This window comes from Nonomuraea muscovyensis, assembly GCF_014207745.1.
Classification (GTDB): Bacteria; Actinomycetota; Actinomycetes; order Streptosporangiales; family Streptosporangiaceae; genus Nonomuraea; species Nonomuraea muscovyensis.
In genome coordinates this window covers 1001485-1018768 of sequence record NZ_JACHJB010000003.1, presented here as the reverse complement: position 1 = coordinate 1018768, position 17284 = coordinate 1001485, and the positions used below count along the sequence as shown (strand labels likewise).

Sequence of the window (17284 nt, the reverse complement as noted above, 5' to 3'; positions counted from 1 at the left end):
CGGTGGGGGTGTTACAGGCGAGCCCACGCTTCGGTGAGCACGGTGCGGAGAATCGAGCCGATCTCCTCGATCTCCTGGGGACCCGCGACCAGCGGCGGCGCCAACTGGATGACGGGGTCACCACGGTCGTCGGCGCGGCAGTAGAGCCCCGCGTCGAACAGCGCCTTGGACAGGAAGCCGCGCAGCAGCCGCTCCGACTCCTCGGCGGTGAACGTCTCCTTGGTGGTCCTGTCCTTGACCAGCTCGATGCCCCAGAAGTAGCCGGCGCCGCGCACGTCGCCGACGATGGGCAGCTCGCGCAGGCCGTCGAGGGTGGCCTGGAAGAGCGGCTCGTTCTTGGTGACGTGGCCGAGCAGGTCCTCGCGCTCGAAGATGTCGAGGTTGGCCAGCGCCACGGCGGCGGAGACGGGGTGGCCGCCGAAGGTGTAGCCGTGGGCGAACATCTCCTCGCCGCTCTTGAACGGCTCGAACAGCCGCTCGTGCGCGATCATGGCGCCGATGGGTGAGTAGCCGCTGGTCAGACCCTTGGCGCAGGTGATGATGTCGGGGACGTAGTCGTACTTCTCGCCGCCGAACATCGTGCCGAGGCGGCCGAAGGCGCAGATGACCTCGTCGGAGACGAGCAGCACGTCGTACTCGTCGCAGATCTCGCGCAGCCGCCGCCAGTAGCCGGCGGGCGGCGGGAAGCAGCCGCCGGCGTTCTGCACCGGCTCGGCGAAGACGGCGGCCACCGTCTCCGGGCCCTCCATCTCGATGGCGCGGGCCACCCGGTCGGCCGCCCAGATGCCGTACTCCTCGGGCGTCATGCCCTTGACGCCGGTGATCTCGTCGGCGCGGTAGTGGTTGGTGTTGGGCACGCGGATGGAGCCGGGCACGAGCGGCTCGAACATCTGCTTGAACGCCGGGATGCCGGTGATCGACAGGGCGCCCTGCGGGGTGCCGTGGTAGGCGATGTGGCGGCTGACGACCTTGTGCTTGAGCGGCTTGCCGGTGAGCTTGAAGTACTGCTTGGCCAGCTTCCAGGCGGACTCGACCGCCTCGCCGCCGCCGGTGGTGAAGAAGACCCGGTTGAGGTCGCCCGGCGCGAGCCTTGCGAGCCGTTCGGCCAGCTCGGCGGCCTTCGGGTGCGCGTAGGACCACAGCGGGAAGAAAGCCAGCTCCTGGGCCTGCTTGGCGGCGGCCTCGGCCAGCTCGGCGCGGCCGTGGCCCGCCTGCACCACGAACAGGCCCGCCAGTCCGTCGAGGTAGCGCTTGCCGTGGATGTCGTAGATGTAGGACCCCTCACCGCGGACGATGGTCGGGATCTCGGACTGCTGGTAGGAGCTGTGCCTGGTGAAGTGCAACCACAGATGGTCGTGCGCGGCCTTGAGAATGTCGGTGTCCGGCTGCGTCATGGCTATCGTCCCTCGTGTCTGGCCTTCCCTCAGTCTGCACGTTGCCCCTCAGGTTTGCCAAGGGAATACGTCGCAACACTCTGCAAGAAATCCGAGATCCGCAGAAGCGCTATGTAACGGCTACGAAATCCGCAGGTAGGTTTGCGCGAGGGTCATATTGCTTTCCCACCTTGCGGGAACGTCTGTGATCCAATGAGACGCTAACTACCGAGAACGACCCGGGGGACCGACCCGTGACTCCTGACCAGATCGAGAGCGCCGTCGCCGCGGCGATGCCGCAGGCCGTCGAGGAACTGCGGCGGCTGGCCGCCATTCCCTCCGTGGCCTTTCCCGGCCACCCGGAGGAGCCCGTCTACGCCGCCGCGGCCATGGTCGAGGACCTGCTGCGCAGCACGGGGCTGGCGCGCGTCCAGCAGGTGCCCGTCGAGGGCAGTTTCCCCGCCGTGTACGGCGAGACGCCCGCCCCACCCGGCGCACCCACCGTGCTGCTCTACGCCCACTACGACGTGCAGCCCGCCGGCGACCCCGCCGCCTGGCGCACTCCCCCGTTCGAGCCCACGCTGATCGACGGCCAGCTCTTCGGCCGGGGCACCGCCGACGACAAGTCGGGCATCATCTCCCACATCACCGCGCTGCGGGCCTTCCAGGGCCGGCTGCCCGTCGGCGTCAAGGTCATCATCGAGGGCCAGGAGGAGTACGCCGGCGAGCGGCTGGAGGCGTTCGTCGAGCGCAACCCCGAGCTGCTGCGGGCCGACGCCATCGTGGTGGCCGACACCGGCAACCCGCGCATCGGCGACCCCGCCGTGACCACCTCGCTGCGCGGCATGGCCGCGTTCACCATCGAGGTCCGCACGCTGCGCGAGCCCGTGCACAGCGGCTCGTTCGGCGGGGCCGCCCCCGACGCCCTCGCCGCGCTGATGCGCATGCTGACCTCCCTGCACGACGACAACGGCGACATCCGCGTGCCCGGCCTGCCGCGCGGAACGTTCCTGGGCCAGGGGCCGGCGGAGGAGGAGTTCAGGAAGACGGCCGGGGTGCTGGACGGGGTGTCGCTGGTGGGCTCCGGCTCGCTGGCCGATCGCCTGTGGTCGTCGTACGCGATCACGGTGACCGGCCTGGACGTGCCCACGGTCTCCGGGGCCATCAACGCCGTGCAGCCGGCGACCCGCGCCCGTGTCACGGTCCGGGTCCCCCCGGCCGGCGACCCGAAGACGACGGTCAACGCCGTGGTCGAGTTCCTGCGGCAGGTGACGCCGTGGGGCGTTCAGGTGTCGTTCGGCGACTTCACGGTGGGCTCCGGCTTCCAGGCCGATTCGGGCGGCAAGGCCCGCTCGGCGCTCAACCGGGCCATGGAGCGCGCCTTCGGCCGCCCGCCCCGCGACGTCGGCGCCGGCGGCTCGATCCCGCTGGTCAACACCCTGCTCAAGCAGTTCCCGGCGGCGGAGATCCTGCTGTTCGGCGCCGAGGACGAGGACGCCGCCATCCACGCCCCGAACGAGCGCGTCGACCTGGACGAGCTGCGCCGCACCGCCACCGCTGAGGCGCTCTTCCTGCAGGAGCTGAGCCGCCCCTCGGCCCTCGGCGTCTGACGCCGGCCCTCGCCCCGCGGGGATCGGCTCCCCCGCGGGGCGGCGCTGCGCGGCGCCCGGTGGTCCGTCGCCGCCCAGGTGCCGCGGCCGGTCGCCCCACGACCCCGACACGGACGGGATACGCCGTCCCCAGCAGTTCGCGCACCGGGCCGCGGGTTCCCGCGGCCCTCCGCTGATCTAGCCTCCGCTTCCGTTTCTCCTGTCTCCGGCCGCACGCGCGTGCCGAGGCCAGGTCGCGTGTGCCCGGCACCTGGCACGGCTGGAGGAGCTGCGCCGGCTGCTGCGGGACGAGCTCGCCGCCGCCCGCGCGGGGACCCCGGACGCGACCTGCTCGCCCGCATGGCCTCCGGCAGCCGCCAGCACGCGCGATATCCGTTCTGATATCGGCACACGCCCCGTAGCGTCTTGGACAGTGCCATGCCGGTTGTGCTGTCATGACCGCCATGCCCGACTCGGACCCTCGTCGTTCCCTGCCCGCATCCAGGTGGGCGGGTGTCACGCGCCTCGCCGGTGCGGCGGCCGCCGCCGGAGTGGTGGTGGCGGCGCTCGCGCTGCCCGCCGTGGGCGGCGGCGGGGCGGTGTTCGTGTCGGCCGCCGAAGAGCTCAACATCAAGCCGATGGAGCTCAAGGAGCCGTCGCTGACGCAGGCGTCGACGGTGTACGACGCGCGGGGCAGGCAGATCGCCCAGTTCTACGACCAATACCGCAAGGTCGTGCCGCTGGCCCAGGTGTCCGAGGTGATGCGGACGGCGATCGTCGCCATCGAGGACGACCGCTTCTACCAGCACGGCGCGATCGACATCGAGGGAACGATCCGGGCGCTGGCCAAGAACCTCAGCTCGGGCGACGTCAGCCAGGGCGGTTCCAGCATCACCCAGCAGTACGTCAAGCAGGTGCTGCTGAACTCGGCGACCACGGACGAGGGCAGGAGCAAGGCGCTGGAGGCCAGCTACGCCCGCAAGCTGAACGAGCTGCGCCACGCCATGGCCGTCGAGCAGAAGTACACCAAGGACGAGATCCTGGAGAAGTACCTCAACATCGTGTACTTCGGCGACGGCGCGAACGGGGTGGAGGCGGCGGCGAGGCGGTTCTTCGGCATCCCGGCCGCCAAGCTGAACCTGGCGCAGGCCGCCACGCTGGCCGGCGCGGTGCAGGACCCCAACAGGACCGACCCGGGCCGCGGCAGGAAGGCGCGCGAGCTGCTGCTTGAGCGGCGCAACGTGGTGCTCGACCGGATGGCGCAGCTCGGCCGGATCACGCCTGAACAGGCGGCCGAGGCCAAGGCGGCCAAGCTCGGCTACAAGGGCGTCCCGCAGCCGAACGGCTGCCAGGCCAGCCGCTACGCCTACTTCTGCGAGTACGTCCGGTACGAGCTGCTGGCCAACCCGGCGTTCGGCAAGACGCAGCAGATCAGGCGGCAGCGCTTCACCCAGGGCGGGCTGAAGATCTACACCACGCTCGACACGAAGATGCAGGCGGCGGCGGACCAGGCCATCAAGAGGCGGGTGTTCGCCTCGGACAACGCGGTGGCCGCCGAGGCGTTGGTGCAGCCGGGCACCGGGATGATCAAGGCGATGGCGGCCAGCCGGACGTTCGGCGACTCGGCGCGCCGGAAGGAGATCTCCTACAACCCGGTCGCCGACAGCACGCACGGCGGGCTCGTCGGCTTCCAGGCGGGTTCGACGTTCAAGACGTTCACCCTGATCACCGCCCTGAAACAGGGCATGAAGCTCGACGACGGCATCAGCGTGGGCAACGGCTACACCGCCCCGAGCACGTCCTCGTTCAAGAACTGCGCGGGCCAGAACATGGGCATCCCGTCGTGGACGGTCACCAACGACGAGGGCACGCCCGGGTTCAAGACGCTCAGAACCGGCACCTGGGGATCGGTGAACACCTTCTTCATGGCGCTGGAGCAGCGGGTCGGCCTGTGCGAGACGGTGGAGACCGCCAAGTCACTGGGCATCAGGCGCGCCGACGGCAAGACGCTGCAGGAGTACGAGACGTTCACCCTCGGCATCAACGAGATGGACCCGGTGACCGTGGCCAACGCCTACGCCGCCATCGCGGCGCGCGGGAGGTACTGCGCGCCCATGGCCATCACCAAGGTCACCGACACCGCCACGGGCAAGACGGCCGCCTTCGAGCCGTCGTGCAGGCAGGCGCTGGACGCCGAGGTGGCCGACGCCACCGCCGAGGTGCTGACCGGGGTGTTCACCGACGGGACGATGCGGTCGGTGGGCGGGATCGGGCGCCCGGCGGCGGGCAAGACCGGCACCACGGACGGCTACGCGACGGCCTGGTTCGCCGGGTTCACGCCGGACCTGGCGGGTGCGGTCAGCATCGGCGACCCGCGCGGCTCGCAGCGCTACAAGCTCAGCGGCGTCACCATCGGCGGCCAGTACTTCGGCGCGGTCGCGGGCGCCTCGCTGCCGGGGCCGATCTGGAAGGACACCATGACGGCGGCGCTGCGGGGCACGCCGGCGAAGGACTTCGTCCCGGTCAACACGTCCAGGTTCGGCGGGTGCGGCGAGAGTTGCGCGCCCGTCCGGGAGGAGCCGGACGAGCCGCTCGCCGAGGAGCCCGAGGGCCTGCAGGACCAGCTCCAGCTCGACGACCAGCTCGACGGCGGCCTCCAGGGCGAGCCGCAGGACGGGCAGCAGGACGGGCAGCAGGGTGGGCTGCAGGGTGGGGCGCCGGGCACGTCGCCGCAGGCGGGCCCGGCCGCGCGGGAGGACTAGCCCGGCCAGCCGAGCAGGCGGGCGCCGAGGGTGGCCGTCTCGACCGCGTGGCGCTGGATCGGATGGTTCAGGTCGTAGCCGGTCAGGGTGCGGACCCGGTGCAGCCGGTAGGTCACCGTGCGGACGCCGACGTGCAGCCGCCGGGCCGCCTCGGTGGACACCCCGCCGCAGGCGAAGTACGCGAACAGCGTGTCCACCAGCACGCCGGGCCCCCCGCGCTGGTCACGCAGCGGGCCGAGCACCGACTCCACCAGCTCGGTGATCGCCGCGTTGTCCCGCAGGAGCACCTGGAGCACCAGCAGTTCGGAGGCGTGCAGCACCCGTTCCGGGAGCTCCAGGCGGCGGGCGAACGTCACCACACCGCGCGCCTCCTCGTACGAGCGCACGATGCCGGCCGGGCCCTGGTGGGCGCGGCCGACGCCGATCCGCAGCGACGGGTCCTCGCCCGCCAGTTCCTCGGTGTGGGTGACGAACGCCTGGGCCACGCCCTCGGCGTGGTCTGCGGCGACGCAGACGAGCAGCCCCTCCTTGGTGGCGACGAGCAGGTCACGCACCCCGAACCGGGACAGCAGGGCGCCCTCCACGTGCCGCGCGACGGGCCCGCCGTCGTAGAAGGGCTGCCCGCCCTCCGCCACGCACACCACGTGCCCTCCGGTGGGGCGCAGCCCGAAGCGCTCGGCCCGTTCTGCGAGGGTGCCCGCGGTGAGCCGGCCGTGGAGCAGGTCGTCGATGAACTCCCGTCGCAGCGCCTCCTCGCGGCGGATCACCAGGCGCTGGGCCGTCTCGTACCCCTCCACCAAGGCGAGGGCGGACCGGTCGGCGGCCTTGAAGACGGCCTGGCCGACGGACCGCAGTTGGGAGACCTGCCGGGCGCGGGCGATGCCGGGCAGGTCGGGCCAGGCCAGCCAGGTGGCGCTGAGGTGCACGTCGATGACGGCGCGCAGGGGCAGGCCGTCGCGGGCCGCCGCCTCGCCGCTCGCGCGCACCCGGGCCAGGGCCGCCGCGTCGGGGCCCCGCCCGGTCAGGCTGACCTCAACGAGCAGGGCGAGGTACGCGGGCACCCACTCGGCCCGCACGCCTCCGGCGTCGGCGCCGGCCCGTGCCGCCACCCCGGCGATGTCCAGCTCGCCGATGTCCTGCTCGGCGATGTCGCGCGAGACCTCTCCTTGCCCGTGACCTGCCATGGTTCCAGGCTGGCACGTTCCCGCGGCCTTCGTTGACCCGGCAGGCCGGGCGGGTGCCCGGTCAGGCCCGGTCCGTCGCCGCGGACTGCTGGTAGACGTCGGGGACGCGGTCGCGGTCGAGGTCGGCGGTCTCGATCTCGTGGATGCGCCGGTACACCCGGCCGCGCAGGCGCAGGATGACCGCGGCGATCAGCGTGGCGGCCAGCGACCCGGCCAGCACGGCCAGCTTGACGTGCGCGTCTCGTTCGGTGCCGATGCCGAAGGCCAGCTCGCCGATGAGCAGCGACACCGTGAAGCCGACGCCGGACAGGATGGCCAGGCCCAGCACGTCCACCCAGGCGAGCCCCTCGTCGAGGTGGGCCCGGGTGAAGCGGGCCACCAGCCAGGTGGCCACCATGATGCCGATCGGCTTGCCGACGACCAGCCCGGCGACGATGCCGATGGCGATCGGGTCGCTCAGGGCGGTGGCGAGCCCGCTCAGCCCGCCCAGGGTCACACCGGCCGACAGGAACGCGAAGAGGGGCACGGCCACCCCGGCCGAGAGGGGCCGGAACAGGTGCTCGAAGTGCTCGGCCAGCCCCGGGCCCGCCTCCGGGCCGCCCGCGCGCCGGCTGCGCAGGACGGGCACGGCGAACCCCAGCAGCACCCCGGCGACGGTGGCGTGCACCCCGGAGGCGTGCACGAGGGCCCAGACGGCGAACGCCAGGGGCAGCAGCAACCACCAGGAGCGCACCCGGCGCTGCACCAGCGCGGTGAAGGCCGCCAGCGGCGCCAGCGCGGCCAGCAGCGGGACCGGCGCCAGGTCACTGGTGTAGAACAGCGCGATGATGACGATCGCGATGAGGTCGTCGACCACGGCGAGGGTGAGCAGGAAGGTGCGCAACGCCGTGGGCAGGAATCTGCCGACCACCGCGAGGACCGCCAGCGCGAACGCGATGTCGGTGGCCGTGGGGATCGCCCAGCCGGCCGCGGCGCCGCTGGTGCCACGGGTCACGAGCAGGTAGAGCGCGGCGGGGACGAGCACCCCGCCGAAGGCGGCGGCGACCGGGACGGCGGCCCGCCGCACGTGGCGCAGGTCACCGGCGACGAACTCCCGTTTGAGCTCCAGCCCCGCCACGAAGAAGAAGATCGCCAGCAGCCCGTCGGCGGCCCAGGTCGCCAGGTCGAGGTCCAGGTGCAGCGCCGCCGGGCCGACGGTGACGCCGCGCAGCGCCTCGTACCCGGCCGACCAGGGGGAGTTCGCCCAGATCAGTGCGGCCGCCGCGCCGGCCAGCAGGAGCGCGCCGCCGATGGTCTCCTTGCGGAGGATGCCGGCGATGCGGCCGGCCTCGGCCCACGAGCCCCGGTCGAACAGGGTGCGGCGAACACCATTGATCATGAACATGCTCCAGGAAGGCGGCAGAGATATGACACCAGCCTGCCGGGTCGCCGGCCCCCGTCACAACGCGGCCGGCGCGCAGTGTTGCGGCAGGTCTGCTTGCCGGTCACCGGCAAGGTCGCCCCTACCCCGCCACGGATAACCCATGTGTGTGGCGGGCCCGCCACCGGATACGTTGCCGTCCATGACCGACGACCGCATTCCACCGCCCCTCACCGGTGACGAGCGCACGGTGCTGAACAACTGGCTCGAATGGCATCGCGGCACGCTCGCCGTCAAGTGCGCCGGCCTGAGCGAGGAACAACTGCGCCTGCGTAGCGCCCCACCGTCATCGATGTCGCTGCTCGGCCTGGTCAGGCACATGGCGCACGTCGAACGGGCCTGGTTCCGGCACATCCTGAACGACGAGGACGTGCCCCGGCTGTGGGGCAAGGACCAGCGCGTCGACGCCGACTTCGACGACGTGGACACCGCCTCGGCCGAGGAGGCGTTCGCCACCTGGCAGGCGGAGATCGAGCACGCCCGCACGCTGTCGGCCGCGCTCCCCCTGGACGCCGTGGGCAAGAGGCGGCGCCATGGCCAGGACTGCACCCACCGCTGGATCCTCGTGCACATGATCGAGGAGTACGCGCGCCACAACGGGCACGCCGACCTGCTCCGCGAGCGCATCGACGGCGTCACCGGCGAGTGACGGGCCGCCCTACCCGGCCGCGGGAAGGTCGGACGAGATCGATGGCGGTCACGCCCCGATGCCGGCCCGCCCCGCCGAGCCGGCCGACCGTCTCGCTGGTTACCTTTGATCACAATTTTGCTACGTTCGCGGTGATCCACCACTCAAGGACCTGGCTGACCTGACGATCTTCTCGTGACGGACAAGCCACTCCACGTACGCGGTGCGGGCCTCGATCGCTCGGCTGTCGATCTCCAGCAAGCTTCCGAGGCGCTGCTCCAACTCCACGGGATGGGCGGCGGCACGAGCAGTGACGTGTACGCGGCGTCCGGGCTGCCGCTGGGCGCCCTCGGGCTGGTCGGCGAGGCGGCGCGCCTGCGCTACAACAACAGCTTCGGCGACTTCCGCGAGCGCCTGCTGCGTGGCGTCCGGTCCGCATCGAACATGTCGAAGGTGGTCACCACCAACAAGGACGGCTACGCCCAGGCCGAGCACGCGAGCGTGCGGGCGATGCTGGCGCTGAAGGACACCTGGGACGGCTCTCCCGACTACGCTCTGCTCCAGGACAACGGCCATTCCTTCTCCACCGCCAATCCCCTGTTCGGGCCGCCGTCGTACGACAAGGCCTGGCAGGCGTACACGCTGCTCGCCGGCTCGGGCGCCGGCGCGCTGGGCGCCCTGTACCTGGACCGCAGGCTGGCGACGGGCAACCCCCTCTGGCGTTACCGCGACGACGACGGCATCCGGGCCGCCTACCGCGAGATGGACAAGGCACGCACGTGGCAGGAGAAGGATCACGCCAACAAGCGCATGGACGGGGCGGTCAAGTCGAAGGCCGCGCTGCAGAGCAGCCGCACCGCCGCGATGCTCAAGGTCGCCGGGGGCATGTCGTTCACCGCGGCCATGGGCGCGATGCTCTGGGCGTCCGCCGTGGTCCGCAGCGACGAGGCTCTGGACAACCACGTCGACTACTGGGCCAACATGGCGCGGGAGCTGGACGACGTCTTCGGAGCCGGCGACCCCACGGGCAGGGAGGCCCTGGCCGCCGCCTGGGCAGGTGAGGCCATGGAGGCGGCCGACAAGAAGCTGCGCGCCTTCATGACCGCCGGCATCCAACTCACCGACCTCGCCGTCGCGCACGCCTACGACCTGGCGCAGGCGGTGGAGATCCTCAACTACGTGCACGACCTGGCCTTCGCGCTGACCGTGGCGGAGGTCATGTGGTTGCTCTGCGCCCGCCTGAGCTACACGATCAACCCCGTGGCCGCCCTGGGTCTGCAGGAGGTCATCGGGCGCAAGCTGACCATGACCATCATGGTCCTGCACACCATGCTCGTCGGCGTGATGGGCGCGGTGCTGTACGCGGGCATGAACGGGCAGCCGCAGCCCTCGCGGCCGGAGGGCGTGCCGGCGCAGGACTTCCCCATGGTCGAGGTCTAGGGGCGGCGTAGGCGGAGGTCAGCGGACCGGCAGGTCGTACACGCGGCGGACGCTGCTGCCCAGCCTGCCCACGTCGGCGCCGTAGACGTGCACCGAGACGCCGACCTCGGCGCTGGTGTTGCGCACCCGGTGGATGTCGCCGGGCGGCGCGAAGCCGCTGACGTCGCCGGGCCGGTTGTCGGCCCGGCCGATCTCCACCAGGTGGTCGCCCATGTCGCGGTAGAGGGTCTCGTGCTCGACTCCGCTGATGACGCCGAACGCGCACCACGACACGTGGTCGTGGATGGCCGTGCCCTGGCCGGGCCGCCACACGACGGCCACGACGGAGAAGTCCTCCTGGGCGTAGAGGACCTGCGAGACGTATCCGTCGGGCGAGCCGGCGTGTTCCTCCGGCGTGAGCAGATCGAGCGTGTGCAGGCGGTCGCGGAGCAGGCCGGCGACGGCGTACGCGGTGGCGCGGCCGGCGAGCCCCTTCCCGGTGATGGCGGCGATGCCGGAAACGAGGTCGTCCAGGCCCGGCCGCGCGATGGCCGATTTCATGGTATCCCCCTAGGGAAAGACGTTTATATGCGTTCCCCCTCCACGGTGCTACGGAACAACCCATAGGTCCAACAAATGTTCTGTGGCTCACTCATAGATAGACTTGATGGATGCTGGACGTCGTACGGCTCCGCGTCCTCGTCGCCGTCGCCCGCCGGGGCTCGCTGACCGCGGCCGCCAAGGACCTGCACTACTCGCAGCCCTCGGTCAGCCACCACCTGGCCCGCCTCGAAGCCGAGACCGGCGCCAAGCTCATCCAGCGCGCCGGGCGCGGCATCCGGCTGACCGAGGCCGGGCGGCTGCTCGCCGAGCGGGCCGCCGACATCATCAGCCGCCTCGACGCCACCGCCGACGAATTGGCCGCCCACGTCGGCCTGCACTCGGGCCGGGTCCGCCTGGCGGCCTTCCCCTCCGCGATCGGCACGTTCGTCCCCGAGGCGGCCGTCCGGCTGTCACGCGGCCATCCCGGTCTGCGGCTGGACCTGACGGAGACCGAGCCGCCCGAGGCGCTGCGGTTGCTGCGCTCCGGCCGGATCGACGTGGCCGTGATCTTCCGCTACGACGACACGGCGCCGGAGGACAACGGCATCTCGATGGTCCACCTGTTCGACGACCCCAGCTACCTGGTGACCCCGCCCGGCCGGCCGTCGGACGGGCTGGCCGGGCACGCCGGCTCGGAGTGGATCGCGGGCTGCGACCGGTGCCGCAGCCACCTGCTCGACATCTGTGCCAAGGCCGGGTTCCAGCCGCGGCTGTCGTTCACCAGCGACGACATCGTGGCCGTCCAGGCGCTGGTCGCCGCCGGCATGGGGGTGACGCTGCTGCCGGGGCTGGCCCTGCGCGCGCACCGCCACCCCGGGGTGGCCACCACCGAGATCCCCGGCTCCACCAGGCACGTCTACGCCGCCGTGTACGGCGAACCGCCCCACCCGCCGGCCACCCAGGCCCTGCTCGCCGCGCTCGCGAAAAGCCTTTGACCCCCGTGCGAGGATGGCCCCATGCCCGACCTCGTGACGCTCTCGCTCTTCGCCGCGGCCACCCTCGCCCTGCTCGTGGTGCCGGGGCCCGCCGTGCTGTTCATCGTCACCCGCAGCGTCGCGCAGGGCAGGTCCGCCGGCCTCGTCTCCGTCCTCGGCGTGCACGCGGGCTCGCTGGTGCACGTGGCCGCCGCTGCGCTCGGGGTCAGCGCGCTGCTGGCCGCCTCGGCGACCGCGTTCACCGTGGTCAAGTGGGTGGGCGTCGCCTACCTGGTCTGGCTCGGGGCGCGCAAGCTGCTGCGGCGGGGCGGCGCCGAGGAGGCGGTCGAGGTCGGGGAGCACTCGCGGCGGCGGATGTTCTGGGAGGGGTTCGTGGTCAACGTGCTCAACCCGAAGACGGCGATCTTCTTCCTGGCGTTCCTGCCGCAGTTCACCGACCCCGCCGCCGGGCCCGTCGCGGCGCAGATCCTGGTGCTCGGCGTGGTCTGGATCGTGCTCGGCATGGCCTCCGACGGCACCTACGCCATGCTGGCCTCGACGCTGGCCGGGCGGATCCGCGGCTCCGTCCGCGCCCGCCGCCGCCTCGACGTCGGCAGCGGCGTCGTCTACCTCGGCCTGGCCGCCTGGCTCACCGGCGAGAAGGCCTGACCGCCCCGGGATCAGCCGGTGGCGGCCCAGGCGGTGGGCGGAGGCGGCCGACTCAGGAGTCGGCGGCCTCGACCGTCCGCCGGGCCCACCTGTAGTCCGCCTTGCCCGCCGGCGAGCGGACCATCTCCGCCACGAACGCGTACGTGCGCGGCACCTTGTAGCCCGACAGCAACCGCCGGCAGTGCGCGTCCAGTTCCCCGGCGGTGACCTCGGCGCCCTCCCGGGGCTCGACCACGGCCGCCACCCTGCTCCCCCACCGCTCGTCGGGCACCCCGGTGACGACCGCGTCGAACACGGCCGGATGCCCCTTCAGCACGGCCTCGACCTCCTCGGGGAAGACCTTCTCCCCGCCGGTGTTGATGCACTGCGAGCCGCGGCCGAAGACGTTCACGGTGCCGTCGGTCTCGACGGAGGCCAGGTCGCCGGTCAGCAGCCACCGCGTGCCGTCCTCGCCGGTGACGAACGTGCGGTCGGTCTTGCCGGGGTCGTTGTAGTAACCGAACGCGATCCGCCCCGCCTTGGCGACGGTGCCGAGCCGGCCGGAGCCCGGCTCGACCGGCCGCAGCTTCTCGTCCAGCACCGCGAGGCGGGCCGTTGCGTTGGGCTGGTAGCGCAGGCCCTTCTCGGGCGAGGAGCCGGCCACGCCGGAGGCGGTGAAGCCCGACTCGGTGGAGCCGAAGTTGTCGAGGATCATGACGTTGGGCAGCAGCTCCTGGAGCCGGTCGCGGACCGCCCCGGTCAGGATGGCGCCCGTGGAGCTGATCACCCCCAGCGACGACACGTCGTGGCCGCCGCCCGCGAGGTCGTCGGAGAGCGGCCGGGCCATGGCGTCACCGGTGATGTTCATCGTGAACACCTTCTCCCTCGCGACCGTCCGCCATACGTCGGCCGGGTCGAACCGGCGCACGTACACCATGGTCGCGCCCATCCACCAGGCGATGAACGTGGCCATCTGCGCGGCCCCGTGCATCAGCGGCGGCACCGCCATCATCACCATCGGGCCGGACCCGGCCGCCGCGTCGATCACCTCCTGCGGGGTGGCGCGCGGCTCGCCGTACGGGTTGCCGCCGCCGAAGGCCATGAACAGGTCCTCGGAGTGCCACATCGCGCCCTTCGGCATGCCGGTGGTGCCGCCGGTGTAGATGATGTAGACGTCCTTGCCGGAGCGTGGCGCGAAGTCCCGCTCGTCCTTACCGCTCTCCAGCGCCATCCAGTACGGCACCGCCCCGGCGACGGCCGGCTCGCCGCCGACGGCCACCAGGTGCCGCAGCAGGGGCGCCTCCCCGGCCACGGCGGCCACCCGGGCGTCGAACTCCACGTCGTAGAGCAGCGCGCGGATGTCGGAGTCGCGGTAGAGGTAGAGCAGCTCGGCCTCGACGTACCGGTAGTTGACGTTGATCGGCACGGCGCGGATCTTCAGGGCGGCCAGCAGCCCGGCGACGTACTCGATGCCGTTGTAGAGCTGCAGGCCGACGTGCTGGCCCGGCTCGACGCCGCGGTCGAGCAGGAAGTGCGCGAGCCGGTTGGCCTCGGCGTCGAGCTCGGCGTAGGTGCGCCGCTCCTCGCCGCAGACCACGGCCACCCGGTCCCCGATCGCGTCGGCCAATCCCTCGAACAGGTCTGCGTGGTTGAACTCCATCAGGGCTTCTCCCGTCCGACGATCCACATCGCGAAGAACTGGGCTCCCCCGCCGTAGGCGTGGCCGAGCGCCAGCCGGGCGCCGTCCACCTGGTGCTCCCCCGCCGTCCCGCGCACTTGGAGGGCGGCCTCGGCGAACCTGATCAGGCCGGAGGCGCCGATCGGATTGCTGGACAGCACGCCGCCGGAGGCGTTCCACGGGATGTCGCCGTCGAGCGCCGTGGCCCCGGACTCGGTGAGCTTCCAGCCCTCGCCCTCCGGGGCGAAGCCGAGGTTCTCCAGCCACATCGGCTCGTACCAGGAGAAGGGCACGTACACCTCGGCCACGTCGATCTGCCGTCGCGGGTCGGTGACGCCGGCCTGCCGGTAGACGTCGGCGGCGCAGTCCTTGCCGGCCTGCGGGTTGACCGTGTCGCGGCCCGCCCGGAAGATCGGCTCGGAGCGCATGGCGGTGCCGTGGATCCACGCGGGCGTGCCGGTGATCCCGGACTCCGACGACAGCACCATGGCGCAGGCGCCGTCGCTGGACGGGCAGGTCTCCAGGTAGCGGATCGGCTCCCACAGCATCGGCGTCGACTCGACCATCGCCCGGTCGATACCGGGGATCCTCAGGTGGGCGTAGGGGTTCCGGAGCGCGTTGAGCCGGTCCTTGACGGCCACGAGCGTGCCGATGTGGCCGGGGGCGCCGGTGCGGCGCATGTACTCGCGGATGTGCGGGGCGAAGTAGCCGCCGGCGCCGACCACGAGGGAGGCGCTGAACGGCAGGTGCGTGGACAGGGCCCAGGTGGCGTTGGACTCCGACTGCTTCTCGAACGCCACCACCAGCACCCGGTCGTGCACGCCGCCCTGGATCAGGCTCGCCCCGACCAGGGCGGTGGACCCGCCGACGCTGCCCGCGGTGTGCACCCGCATCATCGGCTTGCCGGCCGCGCCGAGCGCGTCGGCGAGGTACGCCTCCGGCATCATGACGCCCTCGAACAGGTCGGGCGCCTTGCCGATGACGACGGCGTCGATGTCCCTGAACGTCAGCCCGGCGTCCTCCAGGGCGCGCAGCGCGGCCTCACGCACCAGCCCGGCGATCGACACGTCGCGGCGCTTGGTCGTGTAGCGCGTCTGCCCGACGCCGATGACCGCACAGCGGTGGCCCATCATGCCTCCAGGACGGTGACGAGGTTGTGCTGCAGGCAGGGGCCGCTCGCGGCGTGGCCGACGGCGCGCGAGGCGGTGCCGTCGTGGATGCGCCGGGCGGCCTCGCCGAGGCGGATGAGGCCGGTGGCCATGACGGGGTTGGCGGCGAGCGGGCCGCCGGACGGGTTGACGATCGTGTCGCCGGGGAGCTCCAGCGCGCGGCGCAGGATGAGCTCCTCGTGGGCGAACTGCGCGTGCAGCTCGGCCACCTCGATCGGGCCCTTGCCGGCGCCCGCGGCTCGTGCGGCCTCGGCCGCGGAGGCCGACCGGGCGAGATCCCGCATACCCAGGTAGTGGGGCTCTGTGCGATGCGCGATGCCCCTGATGTGGGCGGGACGCTCGCACAGTCGCGCGGCGAGATCACCGGCCGCGAGCACCACCGCGGCGGCGCCGTCGGTGATCGGCGCGATGTCGCAGGTCTTCAGCGGTTCGACCGCGAAGCCGTCGGGGATCTCCGCCGGCAGGTCCAGCGCGTACGGGTTGGCCCGGCCGTCGGCCCGGCTGCGCCGGACGATCTCGTCGAGCTCGGCGCGGTCCGCGCCCAGGGCGGCGGCCTGCAGGGCGGCGACGGAGAGCTGGTCCAGGCCCAGCGGCTCCAGGTAGTACGGGTCGAGCTGGAGCGTCATGATCGTGCGCAGGTCGCCCAGCGACGACTTGCCGAAGCCGTAGACCAGCGCCGAGTCGACGTCGCCGTGCTGGAGCCGCACCCACGCCTCGTACAGCGCCCAGGCGCCGTCCATCTCCACGTGGCTCTCGGAGATCGGCGGCCAGGCACCGAGCGCGTCGAGCGCCGCGACGAACGAGAACGGCGCCCCGGCGAGGTAGTCGCAGCTCCCCGAGCAGGTGAAGCCGAACCTGCGCAGGCCGGTGCGCTCCTTGACCTCGTTGATCACGGGGAGGATCAGCTCGGTCTCGGACAGGCCGGTGTCGTGGCCGGTGTGGCGGGTCTGGGCGAAGGCGACGATCGCCACGTCTCTCATCACAGCTCCGCGTCGGGTTCGCCGGTGGGGGTGAACCACCGGACGTTCGCCATGGACAGCGTCCGCTCACTCTCGGGCAGCCACTCGGCGCGCACCCGCATGCCCTGCCGCACCTCGTGCGCGGGCACCCCGCCGACGAGGGCGATCATGGGGATGTCGGCGCCGTCGAGCAGGATGTACGCCGAGACGAAGGGCACCTCGGGGGCACGCGGGTCGGGCAGGTTGTTGATGGCGAACGTGGTGATGGTGCCGGTGTCGGGCAGCTCGACCGGCTCCTCCATGGCGCCGCCGCACTCGGGGCAGGAGGCCCGGTAGGGCACGTACACCTTGGCGCAGGTGGCGCACCGGCCGCCGAGGAAGACGCCGCGCCTGACCCCGTCGAGGAAGACGCGCAGGGCGCCGCCTGCCTGGATGCGGTACTCAGGCCGGACCGGCGAGACGATCCGCGTCACTTCGGGCGCGAAGTGGGAGATGTCGGTGATGTGGCCCGTACGGTTTTGCCGCCAGACCGGCCAGACACGGGTGCCGGGCCGCAGCGCCTTGGGGTTGCCGGCGTCCACGGCGTGCACGAGCGCGGTGTCGGCGCCGTCGAGCCTGATCAGGGCCCAGGCGAACGGCCGGTCGAGCGGGTGGCCGGCGCGCGGCTCGGGCACCCAGGCCGCCGCGGTGACCGCCCCGGCCGGGCCGACCTCGACGTACTCGTCCGTGACGGCGTCGCCGGTCGCCGGGTCGTACTCCAGGGGCGGCACCAGCACCCGCCCCTCCGCCGTCCGCACGCCCACGACGCGGCCGGCGCGCAACTCGGTCAGGAACCTGCCGATCACCGGCCCGGTCGTGCGGGTGTAGCCGCCGGGGAACTCCAGCACGTGCCGGGCGACCAGCGGCTCGTCCGTCTCATGTGGTGGCAACGGGCGACC

At 72.2% G+C, this 17284-nt stretch carries 14 protein-coding genes; 6 read left to right on the top strand and 8 right to left on the bottom strand.

Annotation, left to right across the window (positions count from 1 at the left end; genetic code table 11):
- Positions 1–11: 11 nt before the first annotated feature.
- Positions 12–1394, bottom strand: a complete 1383-nt coding sequence (locus FHU36_RS36435; RefSeq protein ID WP_185088586.1) for an aspartate aminotransferase family protein — start codon at positions 1392–1394, stop codon at positions 12–14.
- A gap of 233 nt (positions 1395–1627) precedes the next feature.
- Between FHU36_RS36435 and FHU36_RS36430 the strand changes: the two genes are divergently transcribed.
- Positions 1628–2983, top strand: a complete 1356-nt coding sequence (locus FHU36_RS36430) for a dipeptidase (RefSeq protein ID WP_185088585.1) — start codon at positions 1628–1630, stop codon at positions 2981–2983.
- 443 nt (positions 2984–3426) lie between these two features.
- Positions 3427–5724, top strand: a complete 2298-nt coding sequence (locus FHU36_RS36425; protein WP_185088584.1) for a transglycosylase domain-containing protein — start codon at positions 3427–3429, stop codon at positions 5722–5724.
- Here FHU36_RS36425 and FHU36_RS36420 read toward each other — a convergent pair.
- Positions 5721–6908, bottom strand: a complete 1188-nt coding sequence (locus tag FHU36_RS36420; protein WP_185088583.1) for a PucR family transcriptional regulator — start codon at positions 6906–6908, stop codon at positions 5721–5723. The two genes, FHU36_RS36425 and FHU36_RS36420, sit on opposite strands and share 4 nt — an antisense overlap.
- Before the next feature lie 61 nt (positions 6909–6969).
- Positions 6970–8286, bottom strand: a complete 1317-nt coding sequence (gene nhaA, locus FHU36_RS36415; protein WP_221497101.1) for a Na+/H+ antiporter NhaA — start codon at positions 8284–8286, stop codon at positions 6970–6972.
- Between the two features lie 184 nt (positions 8287–8470).
- Between nhaA and FHU36_RS36410 the strand changes: the two genes are divergently transcribed.
- On the top strand, positions 8471–8977 hold the full coding sequence (locus FHU36_RS36410) for a DinB family protein (protein WP_185088581.1): 507 nt from the start codon (positions 8471–8473) through the stop codon (positions 8975–8977).
- Between the two features lie 174 nt (positions 8978–9151).
- A complete protein-coding gene (locus tag FHU36_RS36405; protein ID WP_185088580.1) occupies positions 9152–10396 on the top strand; it encodes a hypothetical protein in 1245 nt (414 codons plus the stop codon).
- A gap of 18 nt (positions 10397–10414) precedes the next feature.
- On the opposite strand, the gene FHU36_RS36400 is transcribed toward FHU36_RS36405, so the two are convergent.
- Positions 10415–10936, bottom strand: a complete 522-nt coding sequence (locus tag FHU36_RS36400) for a cysteine dioxygenase family protein (protein ID WP_185088579.1) — start codon at positions 10934–10936, stop codon at positions 10415–10417.
- A gap of 110 nt (positions 10937–11046) precedes the next feature.
- Between FHU36_RS36400 and FHU36_RS36395 the strand changes: the two genes are divergently transcribed.
- A complete protein-coding gene (locus FHU36_RS36395; protein WP_185088578.1) occupies positions 11047–11913 on the top strand; it encodes a LysR family transcriptional regulator in 867 nt (288 codons plus the stop codon).
- Positions 11914–11934: 21 nt separating this feature from the next.
- Positions 11935–12561 (top strand): LysE family translocator, encoded by a 627-nt coding sequence (locus FHU36_RS36390; RefSeq protein WP_185088577.1) that lies wholly within the window; start codon positions 11935–11937, stop codon positions 12559–12561.
- A gap of 52 nt (positions 12562–12613) precedes the next feature.
- On the opposite strand, the gene FHU36_RS36385 is transcribed toward FHU36_RS36390, so the two are convergent.
- From FHU36_RS36385 to FHU36_RS36370, 4 genes are read right to left on the bottom strand one after another with little or no spacing between them, the layout of a single operon-like run.
- Positions 12614–14200, bottom strand: coding sequence for an acyl-CoA synthetase (locus FHU36_RS36385; protein WP_185088576.1), 1587 nt, complete (start codon positions 14198–14200; stop codon positions 12614–12616).
- Positions 14200–15348 carry a thiolase family protein gene (locus FHU36_RS36380; RefSeq protein WP_185088932.1) on the bottom strand — a complete coding sequence of 383 codons (1149 nt, stop codon included), beginning with the start codon at positions 15346–15348 and terminating at the stop codon, positions 14200–14202. The genes FHU36_RS36385 and FHU36_RS36380 overlap by 1 nt, the downstream gene beginning before the upstream one ends.
- Positions 15348–16367: a thiolase family protein gene (locus FHU36_RS36375; protein ID WP_185088575.1), complete on the bottom strand. Its 1020-nt coding sequence runs from the start codon at positions 16365–16367 to the stop codon at positions 15348–15350. The genes FHU36_RS36380 and FHU36_RS36375 overlap by 1 nt, the downstream gene beginning before the upstream one ends.
- Positions 16367–17275 carry a Zn-ribbon domain-containing OB-fold protein gene (locus FHU36_RS36370; RefSeq protein ID WP_246503055.1) on the bottom strand — a complete coding sequence of 303 codons (909 nt, stop codon included), beginning with the start codon at positions 17273–17275 and terminating at the stop codon, positions 16367–16369. Before FHU36_RS36370 ends, FHU36_RS36375 begins: the two co-directional genes overlap by 1 nt.
- Between the last annotated feature and the right edge of the window lie 9 nt (positions 17276–17284).

What these genes read in the sequence shown, in the direction of transcription:
- FHU36_RS36435 (WP_185088586.1), bottom strand. Translation starts at nt 1,394, where the DNA reads ATGACGCAGCCGGACACCGACATTCTCAAGGCCGCGCACGACCATCTG.
- FHU36_RS36425 (WP_185088584.1), top strand. Translation starts at nt 3,427, where the DNA reads ATGCCCGACTCGGACCCTCGTCGTTCCCTGCCCGCATCCAGGTGGGCG.
- FHU36_RS36420 (WP_185088583.1), bottom strand. Translation starts at nt 6,908, where the DNA reads ATGGCAGGTCACGGGCAAGGAGAGGTCTCGCGCGACATCGCCGAGCAG.
- nhaA (WP_221497101.1), bottom strand. Translation starts at nt 8,286, where the DNA reads ATGATCAATGGTGTTCGCCGCACCCTGTTCGACCGGGGCTCGTGGGCC.
- FHU36_RS36410 (WP_185088581.1), top strand. Translation starts at nt 8,471, where the DNA reads ATGACCGACGACCGCATTCCACCGCCCCTCACCGGTGACGAGCGCACG.
- FHU36_RS36400 (WP_185088579.1), bottom strand. Translation starts at nt 10,936, where the DNA reads ATGAAATCGGCCATCGCGCGGCCGGGCCTGGACGACCTCGTTTCCGGC.
- FHU36_RS36395 (WP_185088578.1), top strand. Translation starts at nt 11,047, where the DNA reads ATGCTGGACGTCGTACGGCTCCGCGTCCTCGTCGCCGTCGCCCGCCGG.
- FHU36_RS36390 (WP_185088577.1), top strand. Translation starts at nt 11,935, where the DNA reads ATGCCCGACCTCGTGACGCTCTCGCTCTTCGCCGCGGCCACCCTCGCC.
- FHU36_RS36385 (WP_185088576.1), bottom strand. Translation starts at nt 14,200, where the DNA reads ATGGAGTTCAACCACGCAGACCTGTTCGAGGGATTGGCCGACGCGATC.
- FHU36_RS36380 (WP_185088932.1), bottom strand. Translation starts at nt 15,348, where the DNA reads ATGGGCCACCGCTGTGCGGTCATCGGCGTCGGGCAGACGCGCTACACG.
- FHU36_RS36375 (WP_185088575.1), bottom strand. Translation starts at nt 16,367, where the DNA reads ATGAGAGACGTGGCGATCGTCGCCTTCGCCCAGACCCGCCACACCGGC.